Source organism: Mesorhizobium sp. B3-1-7 (assembly GCF_006439385.1).
Lineage (GTDB): Bacteria > Pseudomonadota > Alphaproteobacteria > Rhizobiales > Rhizobiaceae > Mesorhizobium.
Window position 1 is genome coordinate 48236 of record NZ_VFTL01000022.1, and the last position, 20398, is coordinate 68633.

Here is a 20398-nt window from a genome sequence, read left to right on the forward strand (position 1 = left end):
GCATGAAAAAAGGCGATCACCTCTTCCTCGTCGACGGCTCCGGCTACATTTTCCGCGCCTATCACGCGCTGCCGCCGCTGAACCGCAAATCCGACGGCCTGCCGACCAGCGCCGTGCTCGGCTTCTGCAACATGGTGTGGAAGCTGATGCAGGATGCCCGCAACACCAGTGTAGGCATCGTGCCGACGCATTTCGCCGTCATCTTCGACTATTCCTCGAAAACCTTCCGCAGCGATCTCTATCCCGAATACAAGGCGAACCGCTCGGCGCCGCCGGAGGACCTGATCCCGCAATTCGGGCTGATCCGCCAGGCGACCGTGGCCTTCAACCTGCCCTGCATCGAGATGGAGGGGTTCGAGGCCGACGACATCATCGCGACCTATTGCCGGCTGGCCTGCGAGGTCGGCGCCGACACCACCATCATCTCCTCCGACAAGGACCTGATGCAACTGGTCGGTCCGACGGTCGGCATGTACGACCCGATGAAAGACCGCCAAATCGGCATTCCCGAGGTGATCGAGAAATGGGGCGTGCCGCCGGAGAAGATGATCGACCTGCAGGCGCTGACCGGCGACTCGGTCGACAACGTGCCGGGCGTGCCCGGCATCGGCCCGAAGACCGCGGCGCAGCTGCTGGAACAGTTCGGCGACCTCGACGGGCTGCTGGCGCGCGCTTCCGAGATCAAGCAGGACAAGCGCCGCGAAACCATCATCGCCAATACCGACAAGGCGCGCATCTCGCGCGAGCTGGTGACACTGAGGAACGACGTGCCCCTGAAGGAGGGACTGGACGATTTGGTCCTGCATGAGCCGGACGGGCCGAAGCTGATCGGCTTCCTGAAGACGATGGAATTCACCACGCTGACGCGGCGCGTCGCCGAGGCGACCGCCACCGAGATCGGCGATGTCCAGGCTTCCGCCGTCACCGTCGAGCGCGCCGATACCGCGCATGGCCCCGATGTCGGCGCCGGCGCGCCATCGAGACAGCCGGCACCTGAATCGAAGGGTACCGCGAAACCTGCCACAAGGGGCGAGGACGCGCCGCCGCAGGGCGACACCCCTTCGCTGCTCTCGGCGCTGCGGCTCGAACAGGCGGCGGCCCGCAAGATCGACCCCTCGGCCTATACCGCCATCCGCGATGCGGCGGCGCTCAAGGCCTGGATAGCCGAAGCCCGCGACGCCGGCGTCCTTGCGCTCGACGCCGAGACCAGCTCGTCCGATCCGATGCAGGCCGACCTGATCGGCATTTCCATGGCGATTGCGCCGAGCCGGGCTGTCTATGTGCCGCTCGCCCACAAGAGCGGCAATGGCGACCTGCTCGGCGGCGGCATGCTGGAGAACCAGATCCCGGTCCGCGAGGCGCTGGCGCTGCTCAAGCCGTTGCTCGAGGACCGGTCGGTTCTCAAGATCGTCCAGGACACGAAATACGACATCGTCGTGATGGGCCGGCACGGCATCGAGGTCGGGCCGTTCGACGACACGATGTTGATCTCCTACGTGCTTGACGCAGGCACCTCCGGCGGTCACGACCTCGTCTCGCTGTCGGAGAAGTGGCTCGGTCACGCGCCGGCCTCGAAGAAGGAACTCGCCGGCTCGGGCAAGAGCGCCATCGGCTTCGACCAGATCGATATCGAGCGCGCGACGAGATACGCCGCCGAGCAGGCCGACATTGCGTTGCAGCTCTGGCTGGTGCTGAAGCCGAGGTTGGCCGCCAAGGGCCTCGTTTCCGTCTACGAGCGACTGGAGCGGCCGCTGGTGCCGGTGCTTGCCCGGATGGAACAGCGCGGCATCTCGGTCGACCGCCAAATCCTGTCGCGACTGTCGGGCGAATTGGCGCAGGGCGCCGCCCGCGTCGAGGAGGAAATCTACGGAATCGTCGGCGAACGCATCAACATCGGCTCGCCGAAGCAGCTCGGCGATATCCTGTTCGGCAAGATGGGCCTGCCGGGCGGTTCCAAGACCAAGACCGGCCAGTGGTCGACCTCGGCGCAGCTTCTGGAAGACCTTGCCACCGAAGGCCACGAGCTGCCGCGCAAGATCGTCGACTGGCGCCAGCTCACCAAGCTGAAATCGACCTATACCGACGCGCTGCCGGGCTTCATCAACCCCGGCACCAACCGCGTCCACACCTCCTATGCGCTCGCCGCGACGACGACGGGGCGTCTGTCGTCCTCCGATCCCAATCTGCAGAACATCCCGGTGCGCACCGCCGAGGGCCGCAAGATCAGGACCGCCTTCATTGCGGAGAAAGGCCACAAGCTGGTCTCGGCCGACTACAGCCAGATCGAATTGCGCGTGCTTGCCCATGTCGCGGAGATCCCGCAGCTCAAGCAGGCCTTTGCCGACGGCGCCGACATCCATGCCATCACCGCATCGGAGATGTTCAACGTGCCGGTCGAGGGCATGCCTTCGGAAGTGCGCCGGCGCGCCAAGGCGATCAATTTCGGCATCATCTACGGCATCTCGGCCTTCGGCCTCGCCAACCAGCTGTCGATCCCGCGCGACGAGGCGAGCGCCTATATCAAGCGCTATTTCGAGCGTTTCCCGGGCATTCGCGACTATATCGAGGAAACCAAGGCCTATGCGCGGGAAAACGGTTTCGTCGAAACCATCTTCGGCCGCCGCATCCACTATCCGGAGATAAGGTCGTCCAACCCATCGATCCGCGCCTTCAACGAGCGCGCCTCGATCAACGCCAGGCTCCAGGGCACCGCGGCCGACATCATCCGCCGTGCGATGGTGCATATGGAAGAGGCGCTGGACAAGGCGAAACTCTCCGCCCGCATGCTGTTGCAGGTGCATGACGAACTGATCTTCGAAACGGTGGACTCGGAGGTCGAGGCGACCATCCCGGTGGTGCGCCGCGTGATGGAGAACGCGCCGATGCCGGCGGTCTCGATGTCGGTGCCGCTGCACGTCGACGCCCGAGCGGCGAACAACTGGGACGAGGCGCATTAGGCGCTACCCCACGCTGTAAGAGCGTCGAGATTCAGGTCAGGTCGAGTCGAAAATGGTGGGTCCCGAGAACCGGAGCGGAGCGTACTTAAAGTACGTGAGCACCGGAAGCGCGGGGAGCCGCCATTTGCAGGCCGACCTCACCTGAATATCGGCGTTCTTACGCCGCTTCAGCCCTGCATTTGGCACACACCCCGCGAAACTCTATCACCGCTTTTTTCGCCGCAAATCCCGTCGAGCGCACCCATTCGTCAAGCCGGTGATCGACATCGTGGTCGGACATTTCGGTCACCTGGCCGCAATTGTCGCAGATGGCGAAGGCCGTCATCGAATGGCTGTGGTCGTGCGGCTCGGCGCAGGCGACGAAGGAGTTGAGGCTTTCGAGCCGATGCACGAAACCGGACTTCACCAGCGTGTCGAGCGCCCGATAGACCTGCAGCGGCGCCCGGAAACCGCGCTCGCGCAGCTGGTCGAGCAGCGTATAGGCGCTGAGCGGCCCGCTGGACGCCTCGAGCTTTTCGAGCACGCAGAGCTGGTTCTTGGTTAGCGCATCTCTTGCCGTCATCTTGTTCGCCCAATCGACGCTCGCAGCAGATCTCGCATGCGAACGACTTCAATTTCCTCTGAGATAGCGACGAACGAGTGATTTTGCCACTGTTTACGAAGCGCGCCCCCTCTGACACGACGCGATGGCGATGGTTCGCCGGCTAATCTCTACTTGCGCGGCGGTCCCTTGCGTTCGGGGGAAGCCGCCCAAAGGTTGATGTCGGACTCGCGCGCGTAAGTGTCGATCTCGGCCAACTCGGCATCGGAGAACTCGAGCGCCTTGAGCGCGCCGACGCAATCCTCGACCTGTTCCGGCCGGCTGGCGCCGATCAGCGCCGTGGTCACGCGGCCTTTGCGCAGCACCCAGGCCAGCGCCATCTGCGCCAGCGTCTGGCCGCGGCGGCCGGCAATGGCGTTGAGCGCCTGGATGTTGGCGATCGACTGGTCGTTGATGAAGGCGGGCTTGAGCGATTTGCCTTGGGATGCGCGGCTGCCGTCGGGGATGCCGCCGAGATATTTGTCGGTCAGCATGCCCTGCGCCAGCGGCGAGAACACAATCGAGCCGATGCCGAGCCCCTCGAGCGTGTCGAGCAGCCCGTCCTCCTCGACCCAGCGGTTGAGCATCGAATAGCTCGGCTGGTGGATCAGGCATGGCGTGCCGAGCTGCCGCAATATGTCGGCCGCCTCGCGCGTGCGCTGCGAATTGTAGGAGGAGATGCCGGCATAGAGCGCCTTGCCCGAGCGCACCGCATGGTCGAGCGCGCCCATCGTTTCCTCGAGCGGCGTCTCGGGATCGAAACGGTGCGAATAGAAGATGTCGACATAGTCGAGCCCCATGCGCTTGAGGCTCTGGTCGAGGCTGGCCAGCACATATTTGCGGCTGCCCCATTCGCCGTAGGGACCGGCCCACATCTCGTAGCCGGCCTTGGTCGAGATGATCATCTCGTCGCGGTAAGCAGCGAAATCGGTGCGCAGGATCTCGCCGAACGCGGTTTCCGCCGAGCCGGGCGGCGGGCCGTAATTGTTGGCGAGGTCGAAATGCGTGATACCGAGGTCGAAGGCCTTGCGCACGAGCGCCTGCTTGGTCTTGTGCGGCGTGTCGTTGCCGAAATTGTGCCACAGCCCGAGCGAGATCGCCGGCAGCTTCAGGCCGGACCGCCCGCAGCGGTTATAGATCATCTTCTCGTAGCGGTTCTCGGCGGCGACATAGGGCATGGGAAATCCTCGGGGTCGAAGCGGCGCCGCGGGCGGCGTCATAGCGGATTGAATCGATGCTTGTCCCCCACCATTACCCTCTCCCCGCCGGGACGGGGAGAGGGTCGCCACCTACTTTTTCTTCGCCAGCAGCGCCTTGGCGTTCTTGACGCCGAGCGCGGCGGGCCGCTCGCAGGTCGTCTGCATGGCGACGTACTTGCCGCTTTCGCCGGAACGCAGGATGCCGGTCATGACATCGACCGCGTGCAGCGCCAGCTCCATCGAGCAGCGATGCGGCCGTCCCTCGGCAATCGCGACCGCCATGTCGGCCAGGCCGGCGGTGCGGTAGTTCGCCATCATGCCATGGCCATGCATCTCGTTCGGCACGCCGAACGGATGGTTCCATTTCGGCAGTTTCTTCACCGGCTTGGCCGAGTCGGTGAAGCGCACCTCGCCGCCGAAGAAATTCGGGTCCGGCACGAAAACGGTGCCCAATTCACCGTAGAGCTCCATCGGCGCGTGGCCATGGCTCCAGACGTCCCAGCTGGTGTTGAGCGTGATCACCGCGCCATTGGCGAATTCAAGCAGCGCATGGATGGTGGTCGGCGTGTTCACCGGGATCTTTTCGCCCGCACGCGGCTTCGACGAAATCGTACGCTCCTTGGCCGGCGTCGTCGCGAAGGCCGCCACCTGTTTCACCGGCCCGATCAGCTGGACCAGGTTGGTGACATAATACGGCCCGATATCCAGCACCGGACCGGCGCCCGGCTGGAAGAAGAAATCCGGGTTGGGGTGCCAGTGCTCCATGCCGTGGCCCATCACATGGCAGGTGCCGCTGGTGATCGCGCCGAGCTTGCCGCTGTCGATCAGATCGCGGACCAGTTGGTGCGCGCCGCCGAGGAACGTGTCTGGCGCCGAACCGATGCGCAGGCCCCTCTTCTCGGCCCGTTTCTTGAGATCGAGCCCTTCCCCGATCGACAGCACGAACGGCTTTTCCGAATAGACATGCTTGCCGGCGTCGAGCACCGCTTTGGAGACTTCGTAGTGTACCGCCGGAACCGTGAGGTTGACGATGATGTCGATCTCGTCGTCCTTGAGCAGGTCGTTGACCGTCTCGGCACGCAGCTTGAACTCCTTTGCCCGCGCTTTCGCCGCATCCATGTTGATATCCGCGCAGGCGCGCATCTTGATGCCGCGAAACAGCGGCGACAGCGAGAAATACGCCTTCGAGATGTTGCCGCAGCCGACGACGCCGACGCCAAGTTTTTCTGCCATTTCGATCACTCCTGCCAGCTCTTGGCTGCCGCGATGGAGCGGCGGGCATAGCGCTCGATGTCGTTGGGGTTGTCCTGCTCCATGATGAAATACTGCGCCGCGCTCTTGGCGCGCAATGTCTTGAACAGGCCCGCCCAGTCGATCGTGCCGTGGCCGACGTCGGACCAGCCGTCCTCGTCCAGCCCCTCGCCCGGCTTTGCCATGTCCTTGACGTGCACGGCGACGATGCGCTTGCCGTGCTTTTCAATCCAGGGCAGCGGATCGGCGCCGCCGCGGATCACCCAGGCGACGTCCATCTCCCAGCCGATGTCGGGCGCGGCGGACAGGATATGGTCCTGAGGCAGCGAGCCGTCGGCAAGCGGCTTGAACTCGAAATCATGGTTGTGCCAGGCAAAGCCGTAGCCGGCCTTCTTTGCCACCTCGCCGACCTTGGCGAGACGCTCGCCGAAGCCGCGCCAGCCGGCGGCATCGGACGGGCGCTGATCGGGCATCAGATAGGGGCAGATCAGGAGCGTGATGCCGAGCGCGTCGGCGGTTTTGCGCACGCCGTCGAAATCGTTTTCCAGCGCGTCGATCGAGAAATGCCCGGTCGGCATCGCAAGCCCGTTCCTGTCGAGCTCGGCGCGGAACGCTTTCGGGTCGTCATAGACGCCGCCGAAGCCCTCGACTTGGCTGTAGCCGAGCTCGCCGAGCATTTTCACCACGCGGTTCCATGGCTGGAAATTGCGGGCGCTGTAGAGTTGGAATGACCAGTTCATCTGTCCTGTCCGTTCTGTTGGTCCTGGGGAGTTAAATTCGGTTGCCGGTTTGAGCGTCGAAGAGCGAGGCGCGCAGCGGATCGAAGCCGATGCCGACCGCATCCCCGTTCTTCGGCGTGCGTTCGGAGGTGACGCGCACGGTGAAGTTCTGCCGGCCGAGCTTCAGCCACACCAGCGTGTCGGAGCCCATCGGCTCGACGACCTCCACATTGGCCGTCGCGGTGAAAGGCCAGCCCGTGCCGCTGTTGAAGGCGACATGCTCGGGCCGGATGCCGAACACAGCAGGGCCCGGCGCCGGCTCCTTCTCGAAGGAATAGGTCGCAAGCGGAATGCGCAGATCCTCGACGGCATAGTGCCAGTTGCCGCCGTCCTTCTCCAGCCTGCCGTCGATGAAATTCATCGCCGGCGAGCCGAGGAAGCCGGCAACGAAGCGGTTGACGGGGCGGTTGTAGATCGTCTGCGGCGCGTCGAGCTGCTGGATCACGCCGCCCTTCATCACCGCGATCCGGTCGGCCAGCGTCATCGCCTCGATCTGGTCGTGGGTGACGTAGATCATCGTGTTCTGCAAGCGGCGGTGCAAAAGCTTGATCTCGACGCGCAACTCCGAACGCAGCTTGGCATCGAGATTGGAGAGCGGCTCGTCGAACAGGAAGACGTCGACGTCGCGCACCAGCGCGCGCCCTATCGCCACGCGCTGGCGCTGGCCGCCGGACAGCGCCGAAGGCTTGCGCTGCAGCAGCGGCTCGATCTGCAGGATCTCGGCGGCGCGCGCGATGCGCTTGGCGATCTCGTCCTTCGCCACGCCGGCGACGCGCAGGCCGAAGGAAAGGTTCCTCTCAACGGTCATCTGCGGATAGAGCGCGTAGGACTGGAACACCATGCCGATGCCGCGGTCCTTCGGCTCTTCCCATGTGACGTTCTTGCCCTTGATGAAGATGCGCCCGTCCGAGATGTCGAGCAGCCCGGCGATGCAGTTGAGCAAGGTCGACTTGCCGCAGCCGGACGGCCCGAGCAGCACGATGAATTCGCCGTCGGCGACATCCAGGTTGAGCGTCTGCAGCACCGAGACGGCGCCGAAATTGAGCGAAAGGTCCTGGATCGAAACGCTGGGACTGGCGATTTCAGCGGCCATCATCATCCTTTCACCGCGCCGGCGGCGATGCCGCGCACGAAGAGCTTGCCGGAAATGAAGTAGACGACGAGCGGAACCAGACCGGTCAGGATGGTCGCTGCCATGTTGACGTTGTATTCCTTCACGCCCTGCACCGAGTTGACGATGTTGTTGAGCTGCACCGTCATCGGATAGGTGTCCGGGCGCGTGTAGACGACGCCGAACAGGAAGTCGTTCCAGATGCCGGTCACCTGCAGGATGATGGCGACGACGAAGATCGGCAGCGACATCGGCAGCATGATGCGCAGGTAGATGCCCCAGAAACCGGCGCCGTCGACACGCGCGGCGCGGAACAGCTCCTCCGGCATCGAGGTGAAATAGTTGCGGAAAAGCAGCGTCAGGATCGGCATGCCGAAGATCGAATGCACGATCACCAGGCCGGTCAGCGTGCCGTAGATGCCGATCTCGCGCAGGATGATGACGATCGGATAGATCATCACCTGGTAGGGGATGAAGGCGCCGACGATCAGGATGATGAAGAAGGTGTCGGCGCCCTTGAAGCGCCAGTTGGCCAGGGCATAGCCGTTCACCGAGGCGATCGCGATCGACAGGATCACCGACGGCACGGTGATGCGCACCGAATTCCAGAAACCGCGCGAAAGCCCGTCGCAGTTGAGCCCGGTGCACGCTGTCGCCCAGGCTTTCACCCAGGGTTCGAAGGTGATTTCCACCGGCGGCGAGAAGATGTTGCCGAGGCGGATTTCCGGCATGCCCTTCAGCGACGTGACGATCATCACGTAGAGCGGCAAAAGGTAATAGAGCGCCACGACGATCAGCGTGCCGTAAAGGAAGATATTGCGGCGCGATAGCACGTGCCGCGGCTTGGGCCCGCTCGGGCCGGTGGCATTGCGCCCGAGCGCTTCGGCACCGGTGGACGGGGAGGCGACGTCAGCCACGCTTCTTGCCTCCGAATTCGAGATAGGCCCATGGCACGATGACGATCACCACCGACAACAGCATCATGGTCGAGGCGGCGAAACCCTGGCCGAGATTCTGGGCGAAGAACATGTAGTCGTAGACATATTTCGCCGGCACTTCGGAGGCGATGCCGGGGCCGCCGCTGGTCTGCGCCACGACCAGGTCATAGACCTTGACGATGCCGGCGGCGATGATCACCAGCGTGGTGATGAAGACCGGCCGCATCATCGGGATGACGATGAAGAGATAGGTCTTCCAGGCCGGAATGCCGTCCACCCTCGCCGCCTTCCAGATGTCCTCGTCGATGCCGCGCAGTCCGGCGAGCATCAGGCACATGATCAAGCCCGTGCCTTGCCAGAGCGCCGCGATCGAAATGCCGTAGATGACGATGCTGGAATTGTAGAGCGGATCGAAGCTGAAACTCGTCCAGCCGAGGTCGCGCACGACGCGTTGGACGCCGAAATCCGGATTGAGCAGCCACTGCCATACCAGCCCGGTGACGATGAAGGACAGCGCGAAGGGATAGAGGAAGATGGTGCGGAACGTGTCCTCGAAGCGGATCTTCTGGTCGAGAAGGGCGGCAAGCAGGAAGCCGATGACCAGCGAGAACACCAACGAGATCACGCCGTAGATCAAAAGGTTCTCGATCGACACCAGCCAGCGCGAAGTCGACCAAAGCCGGTGATACTGGTCGAGCCCGACGAAATTGAGCCGCGGCAACAGCTTCGAATTGGTGAAGGAGTAGAGCACCGTCCACGCCGTGCCGCCGACGAACACCACTAGCGCGGTGAGCACCATCGGGATCGATGCGACCTTGGCGTTCAGGTTGCGGAAAAGCTTACTCGGGCGTTCGCTGCTGCTCATCTCGGCCGGCCGGGCAATGAGGACATCGAGCTCCCGACCCCGATAGGCTGGGGTCGGAAGCCGGCGGGGGCGCCGGTCGTCAGTCCGCCGAACCGATGATCTCGGCGAAGCGCTTCTGCGCCTCTTCGATTGTCATGTCGGGCTTGGCGAAGAACTCGGAGAACAGGTCCTCCTTCTGCTTCTGGGTGTCCTGCGAAAGCAGCTGGTCCGTCCACGGCATGACGGCGCCCTTGGCGAGGATGGCGAGGCCCTTCTTCATGCAGTCGTTCGCCGTATTGAGATCGACGTCGCCGCGCACCGGCAGCGAACCCTTCTTGAGGTTGAAGGCGACCTGGGTCTTCGGATCGAGCAAGGTCTCGGCAAGCACCACCTGCGCCTTCGCCTTTGCCTCGTCCTTGAGCAGCGGGAAGTAGAAGGCGTCGCCGCCGGTGGCGATGACTTCGTTCAGGCCGAGGCCAGGCAGGCAGGTATAGTCCTTGCCGGCGGTCTTGCCGGCGACCTGGAACTCGCCCTGCGCCCAGTCGCCCATGATCTGGCCGCCGGCCTTGCCGGTGATGACCAGATTGGTCGCCTGGTTCCAGTCCTGCACATTGGTGTTCTTGGCCATCTTGCGGGCGTCGTCCGCCGCCTTGAACACCTTGGCGATCTCCGGGCCGGCCGCGAAGGTGGCGTCCTTGTCCTTGTAGACCTTGAGGAACGTGTCGGTGCCGCCGACAGCGGCCATCAGCACGTCGAAGGCGCCGGAGGCCTGCCAGGCCTGTCCGCCGACCGCGAGCGGAATGATGCCGGCCTTTTCCAGCGCCGGCGCATCCGCCACGAATTCATTCCAGTCCTTCGGCAGCGGCAGGCCGGCCTTCTGGAAGGCCTCGTTGGACAGCCACAGCCACTGCCAGGAATGGATGTTGACCGGCACGCAATAGATCTTGCCGTCGATGGTGCAGCTATCGAGCAGGCTCTTCGGCCGCACGATTTCCGTCCACTTGTCCTTGGTGGCGATATCGGTGAGGTCGCGCATCAGCCCGGCCTGCACCAGCTCTTCCGCCTGGCGGCCGTGGTTGAACTGGGTGGCGCCCATCGGGTCGCCGCCGGTGATGCGGCTGATCATGATCGGCCGGGCCGTGCCGCCGGAGCCTGCAATGGCGCCGTCGACCCAGTGATTGCCTGTCGCGTCGAACGCCTTGGCAAGCTCGGCCACCGCCGCCGCCTCGCCGCCGGAAGTCCACCAATGGGTGACTTCCAGGTCGGTCGCGGCCGCCGGACCGGCGAAGTTGAGCGCAACCGTCGCGGCAAAGGCGGCAGTCAGGAATTTGTATCGCATTTCGGCTTCCTCCCAGAATCTGAAACGTTACAGATTTTCGATACGGCAAATGATCCGCATAGGCAACCCCTCGCCTTGAAGCCAACCAGGATTTTTTCGAGGCACGAACAAAATCTTTCTTCCGAAGCGGCAATGCCGGCGCCGGAACAGTCGATTGGTGGCAAAAGTAGGCCTGGATCGATATTTCCTTGTGATTCCAGCGACTTTCGGTTCATCGCCGCACCCGCGACGCAAAGTGGCACGACCTTGCCGGTCGATCACGAAGATTGGCAATCTGTAACGTTTCAGTATATTGAACCGAGCCACAAGCTGAAGGTCGCGCAAATGTCACCGCCGCACGATTGCCGGTCGGCCCTGCGGCTGCTATGCGCCTGACGGGCGGGACGAATGGATAGACGGATAACGAAGAAGGGCGACGACGCCGCGTCGGGCAAGGAACGGCCGACGCTGAAGACGCTTGCCTTCATGACCGGGCTCGGCGTCACGACGGTCTCGCGCGCGCTGAAGGATGCACCCGAGATCGGCGCCGAGACCAGGCGTCGCGTCCAGCTCGTCGCCAAGCAGATCGGCTACCGCCCGAACCGCGCCGGCGTCAGGCTGAGAACAGGCAAGACCAACGTCATCTCGCTTGTGCTGAACACCGAGCACGAGCTGATGAGCTTCGTCTCCGACATCATCTACGGCGTCACCGAGGTGATCGCCGACACGCCCTACCACCTGATCGTCACGCCCTATTCGCGCTCGCAGGATCCGCTGGATCCGGTGCGCTATCTGGTCGAGACGGGCTCTGCCGACGGCGTCATCATCTCGCGCACCCAGCCCAACGATCCGCGGGCGCGCTACATGCTGGAGCGCGGCATTCCCTTCGCCACGCATGGCCGCACCGACATGGGGCTGGTGCATCCCTATCACGACTTCGACAATTACGCCTTTGCCGGCGAAGCCGTGCGCTATCTCGCCGGCCGGGGCCGCAACCGGCTTGCCCTTGTGACGCCGCCGGTCGGCCTCACCTATTACGGCCATACGGTGAACGGCTTTGCCGATGCGCTGAGCGAGGTGGGCGTTAGCGAGGTGCCGTTCAACACCGTCTCCATCGACCAGTCGATCGAACAGATCAGGATGCGCACAGCGCAATTGATGCGTCGCAAGGACCGGCCGGACGGCTTCGTCAGCAGCGCCGCCGCAGCGACGCTCGCCATCGTGGCCGGCATCGAGGACGCCGGGCTGAAACTCGGCCGCGACGTCGACGTGGTGTCGAAACAGTCGTCGGAGCTGCTGCATCTGTTCCGGCACGAACTGCTGGTCGTCAACGAAAACTTCCGGCTGGCCGGCTCCGAGCTCGCCCGCGCGGTGCTCGGCTGGATCGGCGGCGCCGACCCCGGCTCGTTGCAGTCACTCAGTACCCCGAGCGAGGTTCTGCCCTATCGGGGTTAATGCCCCGCGCCGCTGCCCCACGGGCCATGAAACGCCCCCTGCTCGCCGATACGCTCGAAGCCGTGCGCGCCGAAGAAATCGCGCTGCGCCTGGATCAGGTTCGACGTGCCGCGCCCCTGCCGGTAGCTGTCGAAATAGGCAAGCGCCGACGACAGTGCCGGCACCGGCGACCCGGCCTCGGAGGCACGCGCCACGATGCGCCTGAGCGACGGATGCGCCTCCTTCATCAAGGCGATGAAGGCCGGCGCCATCAGCAGGTTGGTGGAAGCGCTGCCCGAACCGAACGCCTCGGCCATCGTGTCCAGCATCTGCGAGCGGATGATGCAGCCGGCGCGCCAGATCTTGGCGATGGTCGGCATCGGCAGGTTCCAGTTGAATTCCTTCGAGGCGCCGCTCATCACCGCGAAGCCTTGCGCGTAAGCCGCGATCTTGCCGGCGAACAGCGCCAGCTCGAGATCCTTGAGCAACCCCGCCTTGTCGCCGGCAATCTTCTCGACACCGATATCGCCATAGGCCTTCTCGGCTGCCTGCCGCTCATCCTTGATCGACGACAGAACACGCGCTGCGACCGCCGCCTCGATCGCCGTCGCCGGAATGCCGAGTTGCTGCGCTTCGATGACCGACCATTTGCCGGTGCCCTTCTGTCCGGCGCGATCGAGGATGATATCGACCACCGGCTTGCCGGTCTTGGGGTCGTCGGCGGCCAGCACCTTGGCGGTGATCTCGATCAGGTAGGAGTTGAGCCGACCCTTGTTCCAGCCGTCGAAGACCTTGCCGATCTCCTTGGGCGCCATGTCGAGCCCGTCGCGCAGGATGCCGTAGATCTCGGCGATCATCTGCATGTCGGCATATTCGATGCCGTTGTGGATGGTTTTCACGAAATGGCCGGCGCCGTCGGTGCCGAGCCAGGCTGCGCAGGGCTCGTCCTTGAACTTGGCCGAGATCGCGGTCAGCACCTTCTCGACGCGTTTCCAGGACTCCTCGGTGCCGCCGACCATGATCGACGGTCCGTGGCGCGCGCCCTCCTCGCCGCCCGAAACGCCCATGCCGATGAAGGTCAGGCCCGAGCCGGACAATTCCGAGAAGCGGCGCATCGTGTCGCGGAAATTGGCGTTGCCGGCATCGATCACGATGTCGTTGGCCGACAGCACGCCGCGCAGCGCCGCGATCTGCTCGTCGACCGGCTTGCCCGCCAGCACCATGATGATGATTGGCCGCGGCGGCCGGATCGCCGCGGCGAGTTCCTCCAGGCTGTAGCAGGGAACGACCATGTCCTTCAGCGAACCGGCGCTCTCGATAAAGGCGTCGGTGCGCGACGGCGTGCGGTTGAAGACGGCGATGCGGTGCCCGTGCTCGGCGATGTTGAGCGCCAGGTTGGAGCCCATCGTGCCAAGGCCGATCAGGCCGATTTCGGCTTTTTCCATCGTTTCTTCCCTGCGTTCGGATGCTTGTTGAAGGCTGCGTCCTGGAGAACGCCTTTGCCAGATGAATGACGGGCCTTGGCGGCGGCGTCAACCGTCTCGCCGAATTGTGTCTTTGGGTTGGCTATTGCGCCCTGATCTCTATGGGAGCCTCGATCTTCACCACCTCGAAGTCCGACACGAGGATGTCGAGCCGCGCATTCCAGCGACCGGACAGCGGGATGACGAGATTGTCGATACGCCAGGTGCCGTCGCCCGGCTTGGTCGCCGGTCGCTTGATCGGCTCGATACCGGAATCCGGCTTCGACAGCACCAGCGTCACCGCCTTGGCGTCCAGCGGTCCGAGATCGCCGGTCATGATCATCATCGAAGCGGCGACCTCGCCGGCATGGCCGGGCGTGATGCTGAGATCGGCCATTGCCTTCGGCGTGTGGATGTGGATCGACACCGGCTGCGCGGCGGCGATCGCCAGCGCGCGCGGCGGTGGGGTGAAGCGCCAGCCGGCGGCGACGCCGAAGATGGCAAGCACGATGACCACCTCGATGCGGATGGAGCGCGCCAACCGCCGCTGCACCTCAGTGTCGCCGGCCTCGGCGGGCGCCGTCAGCGTCCAGCGATTGACCGCTGCAAGCGTGAACAGGAAGAGCAGCAGAGCCAGCTTCAAGAGCAGCAGCCGGCCATAGGACGTGTCGATCAATGCTGCCGGCTGCTGCACCTGGATGATCGCCAGCACGATACCGCTTGCGGCAAGCAGGATGACGACCGGCAGGATCGCGCGGGAGAAGCGGCGCAGAAAGACTTTCGCTTCCGCCGGCTGCCGCCGCAATGCCAGGCCGAGCGGCGTCAGCGAACCGGCCCAGAACGCGATAGCCGCGCCATGCAGGAACACCAGCGGCCGCGTCAGCCATTGCGGTTCGGCCGCACTTGCGTGGCCGCTCGCGGCAAGGGCGCCGCCGACGCAGAGCAGCGCCGCGCCTGCCGACAGCTTGCGAAGAGCCGAAGGTCCGGAAAGCGAAAGCAGCGCGAGACCAAGCGCGATCAAGCCGATCAGCACCGTCCAGACGAAGCTCGTCCCCAGCGCGGTCTTCCAGACGGCTGGTGTCGCAAACCGGGCGAGTGGGGCGCCAAGCCCATCCAATCCCTGCAGGCCGAGCGACAACGGCGCGCCGACCAGGCCGAAAAGCAGTGCCGAGGCGACAAAGCGTTGGCCGCGGCGCCGGTCCTCGGCCAGCCAGGCGAGCGCGAACGCGCCGCCGACGCCGAGAAAGAGGCCGACATAGACAAACAGCCTGGCCGCCCAGATCGCCGCGCGCAGCGTCCAGTCGACGGCTTCGCCCGCCACCGGCGCGGCGCTTGGCGCGCCTATGGAAAACAGCGCCGAGCCACCGACAGGATGACCGTCGACCGACACCACCCGCCAACTCAGCACATGCGTGCCGGGTTTGAGCGTTTCGGGATTGTCGATCTCGACCGTCTGGTCGTTGAGACGGAAGGATGTCAGTGCAAGCTGCGAGCCGTCCGGCCGCACAAGCGTCAGAACCAGTGGCGAGACGGGCTCGCTGAAGCTCAGCGAAAATTGCGCGGGGCTTTGCGTCAGCACGGCGCCGTCGGACGGATCGGTCGCAACCAACGCCGCATGCGCGAAGGCACGACTGGGCAGCGCCAACACCGCCATCGCCATGAGCGCCGCAGCCAACCAGGCAAGCGGGCCGGTATGCATGCGGTTCGTCGAGGAAGGCTGTGCTGCGCTCATGCCGTCATAACAGGAAATGGTGGCGCGCCCCGATGGCGCGCGCCAACAGGGATCATTTCTTCGGCAGCAGTTTGATGCCGGGCGCCGGAGTTTCCAAGGCGTCCTCATCCTGGCCCGCCGCGGGGATCTCGATCCAGCGGTTGGTGGCGTCGCCGCATTCCTGCACCACCGGGAAATAGAGCATCTGGCCGGCCGGCAGATCGGCCGCCAGCGAGGCGCGGAAAACGAACTCGTCATAGAACTCGTCGGGCAAATTGCCGCCGCTCCAGTCCACTTCCTTGACGCCGGTGGTCAGCGTCTCGCCATAGAGCTGGTAGGATTTCTCGTACTTGCCCTTCTTGGTCTGCAGCGTCCAGCCGGGCTTGGGCATCGGCTTCACCGCAATGACGCCTTCGGGGATCTGCACGCGCACGGCGGTCGTCGCCTTGCCCTCGCAGCCATGCGGCACCCGCAAGACCGCCTTGTAGGTGGAGCCGACAGCCGCTTCCTGCGTTTCGAGCGTGATGTGGGCGAGCGCGGCATTGGTCCCGAGCGCGAACAGCGCGCCGGCAAAAAGATATGTCTTCATGAATTGTCCCTCTGATTTCGAATTGGCGGATTACTCGGCGTGATCCATGTCCATATCGCCACTGCCCGTCTCGCCCATGCCTTCGACGGCAAACTCGACATTGACGCTGCCGGCCTTCTCGAAGGTCAGCGTCGCCGGGAATTTCTCGCCCTGCTTCGGCTGCCGCTTCAGCCCGGTGAACATCAGGTGGTAGGCGCCCGGCTTCAACGCGACCTTGCCGCCGGCCGGGATCTCCAGCCCGCCCTCGACCGGCCGCATGGTCATGACGCCGTCCTTGACGCCCATCTCATGCAGTTCGGCCTTGTCGGAGATGTCGGAGGAAATCGACAGCAGCCGGTCCGGCGCACTGCCCTTGTTGATCACGGTGAAGTAGCCGCCGGCCACCTTGGCGCCGGGCGGCGTCGCTCGCGACCAGGGGTGCTCGATCTCGAGATCGCCGACCTTGAATTCATGCGCGAGGGCTGCGGGAATGCAGGCCAAGAGAAGAAGAAGGCTGAGCACGGCAAGGCCAACGCGCTGCTGGAGGTGGAACGGCGGCGCGCCGCGAAGGGCATAGGTCCGAGCCCTGGGAAGAAGATTGGACATGGTTGCTCCATGAATGTGAGGATCGCGCCGCTTTGCGGCCGCGAACAGTCTGATCATTGGATGAATAGGCCCGCGAAAAGTTTCCGCGGATCAGACCATTGCCGGCGGCGCGCGTGGATTGGCCGGCGAGCGATCGCGGGCAAAGTCGAGATGCTGGAAGGCCGGAACCGCAAAAGCGACCGTCTCGAACGCCGTCGCCCTGTGAAGCGCGCCTGCTTCCGGCGGCGGCAGATGCGCCGGCGAAACCATGCTGCAGCCGAGCGAGCAGCAGGCCGGCATACGCTGCTGGTGCGGATCGCCGCCGGGGAGCTTTACCGCGCCTTCATGCGTGCAGATGACGTTGCCGAAGACGTCGAGCTGCGAAGGCGCGCCGAACGCGAAAGCGCCGAGAGAGGACTGAAGCAACAGGAGCAGCGCCGCGACGAACGCGGCCGGCATGCTCCATCGTTTCAGCCGGATATCCAACGGAAAGCCTCTCCCGGAAACTTGATCGACACTAGAGCAATTCCAGGAAAAGTGTGAAACGGTTTTCCGTCCGGGATTGCGACCAATAAGGAAATAACACGGAGGATGCGGCTGGAAAATCGGCAAAACCGCGCTGCGGCAACGCGGCGCGACGCGCTTGTTTTTATGCATTGTCGTTATCCCAAAACCGCTGCGCGCTTCTGGGCGACATGCATTAGGGTCTGTTGAGATTCCAGGCCAGGACGGCATCACCTGAATATCGACAGACCCTAGGCGGGCTGCGCCTGGCGTCCTTCGGGAATCGAGCTCAGCAGCGTCTGGCGCGCCGACTTCAGGTGCTTGCGGCAGGCGGCGTCTACCTTGCCGGGATCACGCGATTTCAGCGCCGCGATATAGGCAAGATGCTCCTGGACCGCGACCTCGTTGCGCTGGCGCTCCTCGGCCTTGTTCCACTGATAGTGGTAGTGGAAGATCATCGCGATGACATCGTAGAAGTCGACGATGAAGCGGTTGTGCGACGCGCGGTGGATCAGCCGGTGGAAGCGCTCGTCGAGTTCGGAGAATTCGTTGAAGCGCGTGGCGATCTCGCTGGCGAGCTGGCGATGCTCGACCTCCAGCCGATCGAGATCGGCCCAGACCGCGCTATCCTCTGGCAGCGCGGCGAAAGCCGCCGCCGAACGCAACTCGAACATCTCGCGGATCTCGGTCAGCTCCAGCGCGAAGGCGCGCGTGAAACCCTTCAGCACCCAATGGCTGTTGCGCCGCTTCTCGATCAGCCCGAAGCGCGAGAAGCGGATCAGGAATTCGCGCACGCTGGTGGTGCCGACGCCGATCTCGCGCGCCAGCTCCAGCTCGTTGATCTGCATGCCGGCTTCCGCGCCTTCCGCAAGCAGGCGCCGCATGAAGGAGCGCTCGATGATCTCGGCGAGCGAATCGGTCTCTTCCTCGGGGAAGAAATCCTCCGGCCGCGGCGCCCTGAGCACCGTCTTGTTGCGTTTGTTCCAGGCGATCAGCCCGGTTTCTTCCATGCGCGCAAGAATGCTGCGCACCGTGGTGCGGCTGACGCCGAGCAGCGTGCCGAGCTCAGGCTCCGACGGCAGGCTCTTGGTCTCGTCGAGCAGCCTGAGGCAGCGGTTGAAGGCGTCCTTGTAGACATTGTTGCTCTTCGACATGCCCCGTATCCCCCAACGCTTGCCGCGGCCTGCCGGAAGCGCGATATGATGGGTGTTCCTAGAGCAGTTCAGCGTTTCCCGTAATCGCCGAACTGCTCTAAATCCTTGTTTCTGCGCAATTCCGGACGGAAAACCGCTACGCACTTTTCCTGGAACTGCTCTAGAGCATGATGCCGAAAAGTGTGAAGCGGTTTTCGGGCGACATCATGCTCTATCTCTTTGATTTAGAGCCGGATTCAGATTTTCAGACCAAACGGACCTGAAACCATCCGGCTCTAGCGCAAGCCTCCGAAAAGCGGAACGTTTTTCGCCGGCTTGCCAAACGGGTGGCGCGGGCGTCCAAAAGACGCGCGCCACCCAGGGTGAGAAAACAATTGACGCAGAATTGTTTTTTCCCGATAAAAGACATTACCTTTAAACGGGCGCAAGTCAATCCGCCCGCATTCCCAGGATCACCCAGGACAGCCGCACGTGACCATTGCAAACACCATCCTTCTCTCGCCCTCCGATAATGTCGCCGTCGCCAACGGACGCATCGAAATCGGAACGCCATTGCCGGGCGGCGCCGCCGCGACCGCCGTGATCGAGCCCGGCCACAAGGTGGCGATCAAGCCGATCGCCGCGGGCGAAGCGGTGGTGAAATACGCGCAGGCGATCGGCCGCGCCACGCAAGCCATCGCGGCTGGCGAGCATGTCCACTCGCACAATCTGGTCTTCGAGAGCGGCCGCTTGCCGGTGGTGCCGCCGAGCGAGGCCGAGCACGCCACCGAGGCCGACCGTAAGCGCACCTTCATGGGCTACCGCCGCGCCGACGGGCGAGCCGGCACGCGCAACTTCATCGGCATCATCGCCAGCGTCAATTGCTCGTCGACCGTCTGCCACGCCATCGCCGACGAGGCCAATCGCACGCTTCTGCCGAAATATCCCGGCATCGACGGCTTCGTGCCGATCGTCCACGGCCAGGGCTGCGGCATGAGCGCTACCGGCGACGGCATGATGGTCCTGCACCGCACTTTGGCCGGCTATGCGCGCCACCCGAATTTCGGCGGCATCCTGATGGTGGGGCTGGGCTGCGAGGTCAACCAGCTCACGCTTTACGGCCAGAAGGGCGTGGCCGCCGGAAAGCGCCATTTCAACATCCAGGAAGCCGGCGGTTCCCGTAAATCGGTCGAAAGGGCGATGGGCGTGCTGGCCGAGATCGCCGATGAGATCGGCCACTTGCAGCGCGAGCCGATCCCGGTCTCGGAGATCGTCGTCGGCCTGCAATGCGGCGGCTCGGACGGCATGTCCGGCATCACGGCAAATCCAGCGCTGGGCGCCGCCGTCGATATCCTGGCCGGTTGCGGCGGCATCGGCATCCTGTCGGAGACGACCGAAATCTACGGCGCCGAGCATCTGCTTGCCTATCGCGCCGCCTCGCCCGAGATCGCCGCCAAGCTCGACGGCTATGTGAAATGGTGGGAGGACCATACCGCCAAGCACGGCGCCTCGATCGACAACAACCCCTCCCCCGGCAACAAGCGCGGCGGCTTGACCACGATCCTCGAGAAATCGCTGGGCGCCGTCGCCAAGGGTGGTCAGACACCGCTCAACGGCGTCTTCGGCTATGCCGAGAAGGTTTCGGGCAGCGGCCTGATGTTCATGGACACGCCCGGCTACGACCCGGTCTCGGCCACCGGCCAAGTCGCGGGCGGCGCCAATGTCATCGTCTTCACCACCGGCCGCGGCTCCTGCTTCGGCTGCCGGCCGACGCCGTCGATCAAGGTCGCCACCAATTCGACCATGTATCACCAGATGGAAGAGGACATGGACGTCAATTGCGGCGTCATCGCCTCGGGCGAGAAGACAATCGCCGGCATGGGCCGCGAGATCTTCGAGATGATCATCGAGACGGCGTCCGGCCGCAAGACCAAGAGCGAGGCGTTCGGCTACGGCGACAACGAATTCGTGCCCTGGCATCTCGGCGCGACGCTTTAAGGAAGCGCTGCCAGCAAGGAAGTCG

The 20398-nt window shown here is 64.1% G+C and carries 17 protein-coding genes; 3 read left to right on the forward strand and 14 right to left on the reverse strand.

The window, feature by feature from the left end; genetic code table 11:
* Nucleotides 1-2: 2 nt before the first annotated feature.
* Nucleotides 3-2957, forward strand: a complete 2955-nt coding sequence (gene polA / locus FJ417_RS19050; RefSeq protein WP_181183260.1) for a DNA polymerase I — start codon at nt 3-5, stop codon at nt 2955-2957.
* A 157-nt stretch (nt 2958-3114) separates the two neighbouring features.
* On the opposite strand, the gene FJ417_RS19055 is transcribed toward polA, so the two are convergent.
* The 8 genes from FJ417_RS19055 to FJ417_RS19090 form a co-directional block, all read right to left on the reverse strand.
* The gene (locus tag FJ417_RS19055; RefSeq protein ID WP_041003614.1) at nt 3115-3519 is read right to left on the reverse strand and encodes a Fur family transcriptional regulator; all 405 of its coding nucleotides are present in this window, start codon (nt 3517-3519) and stop codon (nt 3115-3117) included.
* A gap of 149 nt (nt 3520-3668) precedes the next feature.
* Nucleotides 3669-4715 carry an L-glyceraldehyde 3-phosphate reductase gene (mgrA, locus tag FJ417_RS19060; protein WP_140784541.1) on the reverse strand — a complete coding sequence of 349 codons (1047 nt, stop codon included), beginning with the start codon at nt 4713-4715 and terminating at the stop codon, nt 3669-3671.
* A 111-nt stretch (nt 4716-4826) separates the two neighbouring features.
* A complete protein-coding gene (locus tag FJ417_RS19065) occupies nt 4827-5969 on the reverse strand; it encodes a Gfo/Idh/MocA family oxidoreductase (protein ID WP_140784542.1) in 1143 nt (380 codons plus the stop codon).
* Between the two features lie 5 nt (nt 5970-5974).
* Nucleotides 5975-6727, reverse strand: a complete 753-nt coding sequence (locus FJ417_RS19070; protein ID WP_140784543.1) for a sugar phosphate isomerase/epimerase — start codon at nt 6725-6727, stop codon at nt 5975-5977.
* A 31-nt stretch (nt 6728-6758) separates the two neighbouring features.
* Nucleotides 6759-7859, reverse strand: coding sequence for a sn-glycerol-3-phosphate ABC transporter ATP-binding protein UgpC (gene ugpC, locus FJ417_RS19075; protein WP_140784582.1), 1101 nt, complete (start codon nt 7857-7859; stop codon nt 6759-6761).
* A gap of 2 nt (nt 7860-7861) precedes the next feature.
* A complete protein-coding gene (locus tag FJ417_RS19080; protein WP_140784544.1) occupies nt 7862-8794 on the reverse strand; it encodes a carbohydrate ABC transporter permease in 933 nt (310 codons plus the stop codon).
* The gene (locus FJ417_RS19085) at nt 8787-9680 is read right to left on the reverse strand and encodes a sugar ABC transporter permease (RefSeq protein ID WP_140644603.1); all 894 of its coding nucleotides are present in this window, start codon (nt 9678-9680) and stop codon (nt 8787-8789) included. The genes FJ417_RS19080 and FJ417_RS19085 overlap by 8 nt, the downstream gene beginning before the upstream one ends.
* A gap of 79 nt (nt 9681-9759) precedes the next feature.
* Nucleotides 9760-10998, reverse strand: coding sequence for an ABC transporter substrate-binding protein (locus FJ417_RS19090; RefSeq protein WP_140654454.1), 1239 nt, complete (start codon nt 10996-10998; stop codon nt 9760-9762).
* A 387-nt stretch (nt 10999-11385) separates the two neighbouring features.
* On the opposite strand from FJ417_RS19090, the gene FJ417_RS19095 reads away from it, so the two are divergent.
* Nucleotides 11386-12432 (forward strand): LacI family transcriptional regulator, encoded by a 1047-nt coding sequence (locus tag FJ417_RS19095; protein ID WP_140644605.1) that lies wholly within the window; start codon nt 11386-11388, stop codon nt 12430-12432.
* Here the strand turns inward: FJ417_RS19095 and gndA are convergent.
* The 6 genes from gndA to FJ417_RS19125 all read right to left on the reverse strand — a co-directional run bounded on the left by gndA (nt 12429) and on the right by FJ417_RS19125 (nt 18396).
* Nucleotides 12429-13856, reverse strand: a complete 1428-nt coding sequence (gene gndA, locus FJ417_RS19100; RefSeq protein ID WP_140784545.1) for an NADP-dependent phosphogluconate dehydrogenase — start codon at nt 13854-13856, stop codon at nt 12429-12431. The genes FJ417_RS19095 and gndA overlap by 4 nt on opposite strands.
* 121 nt (nt 13857-13977) lie before the next feature.
* Nucleotides 13978-15573, reverse strand: a complete 1596-nt coding sequence (locus FJ417_RS19105; RefSeq protein ID WP_246687494.1) for a copper resistance CopC/CopD family protein — start codon at nt 15571-15573, stop codon at nt 13978-13980.
* 85 nt (nt 15574-15658) lie between these two features.
* Nucleotides 15659-16174 carry a YcnI family protein gene (locus FJ417_RS19110; RefSeq protein ID WP_140784547.1) on the reverse strand — a complete coding sequence of 172 codons (516 nt, stop codon included), beginning with the start codon at nt 16172-16174 and terminating at the stop codon, nt 15659-15661.
* A 30-nt stretch (nt 16175-16204) separates the two neighbouring features.
* On the reverse strand, nt 16205-16759 hold the full coding sequence (locus FJ417_RS19115) for a copper chaperone PCu(A)C (RefSeq protein WP_140784548.1): 555 nt from the start codon (nt 16757-16759) through the stop codon (nt 16205-16207).
* 90 nt (nt 16760-16849) lie between these two features.
* Nucleotides 16850-17197, reverse strand: a complete 348-nt coding sequence (locus FJ417_RS19120; RefSeq protein ID WP_140784549.1) for a hypothetical protein — start codon at nt 17195-17197, stop codon at nt 16850-16852.
* A gap of 296 nt (nt 17198-17493) precedes the next feature.
* Entirely contained in the window at nt 17494-18396 is a 903-nt protein-coding gene (locus FJ417_RS19125; RefSeq protein ID WP_140644611.1) for a GntR family transcriptional regulator, read from the reverse strand.
* A gap of 471 nt (nt 18397-18867) precedes the next feature.
* Between FJ417_RS19125 and FJ417_RS19130 the strand changes: the two genes are divergently transcribed.
* A complete protein-coding gene (locus tag FJ417_RS19130; RefSeq protein ID WP_140784550.1) occupies nt 18868-20373 on the forward strand; it encodes an altronate dehydratase family protein in 1506 nt (501 codons plus the stop codon).
* Nucleotides 20374-20398 lie beyond the last annotated feature (25 nt).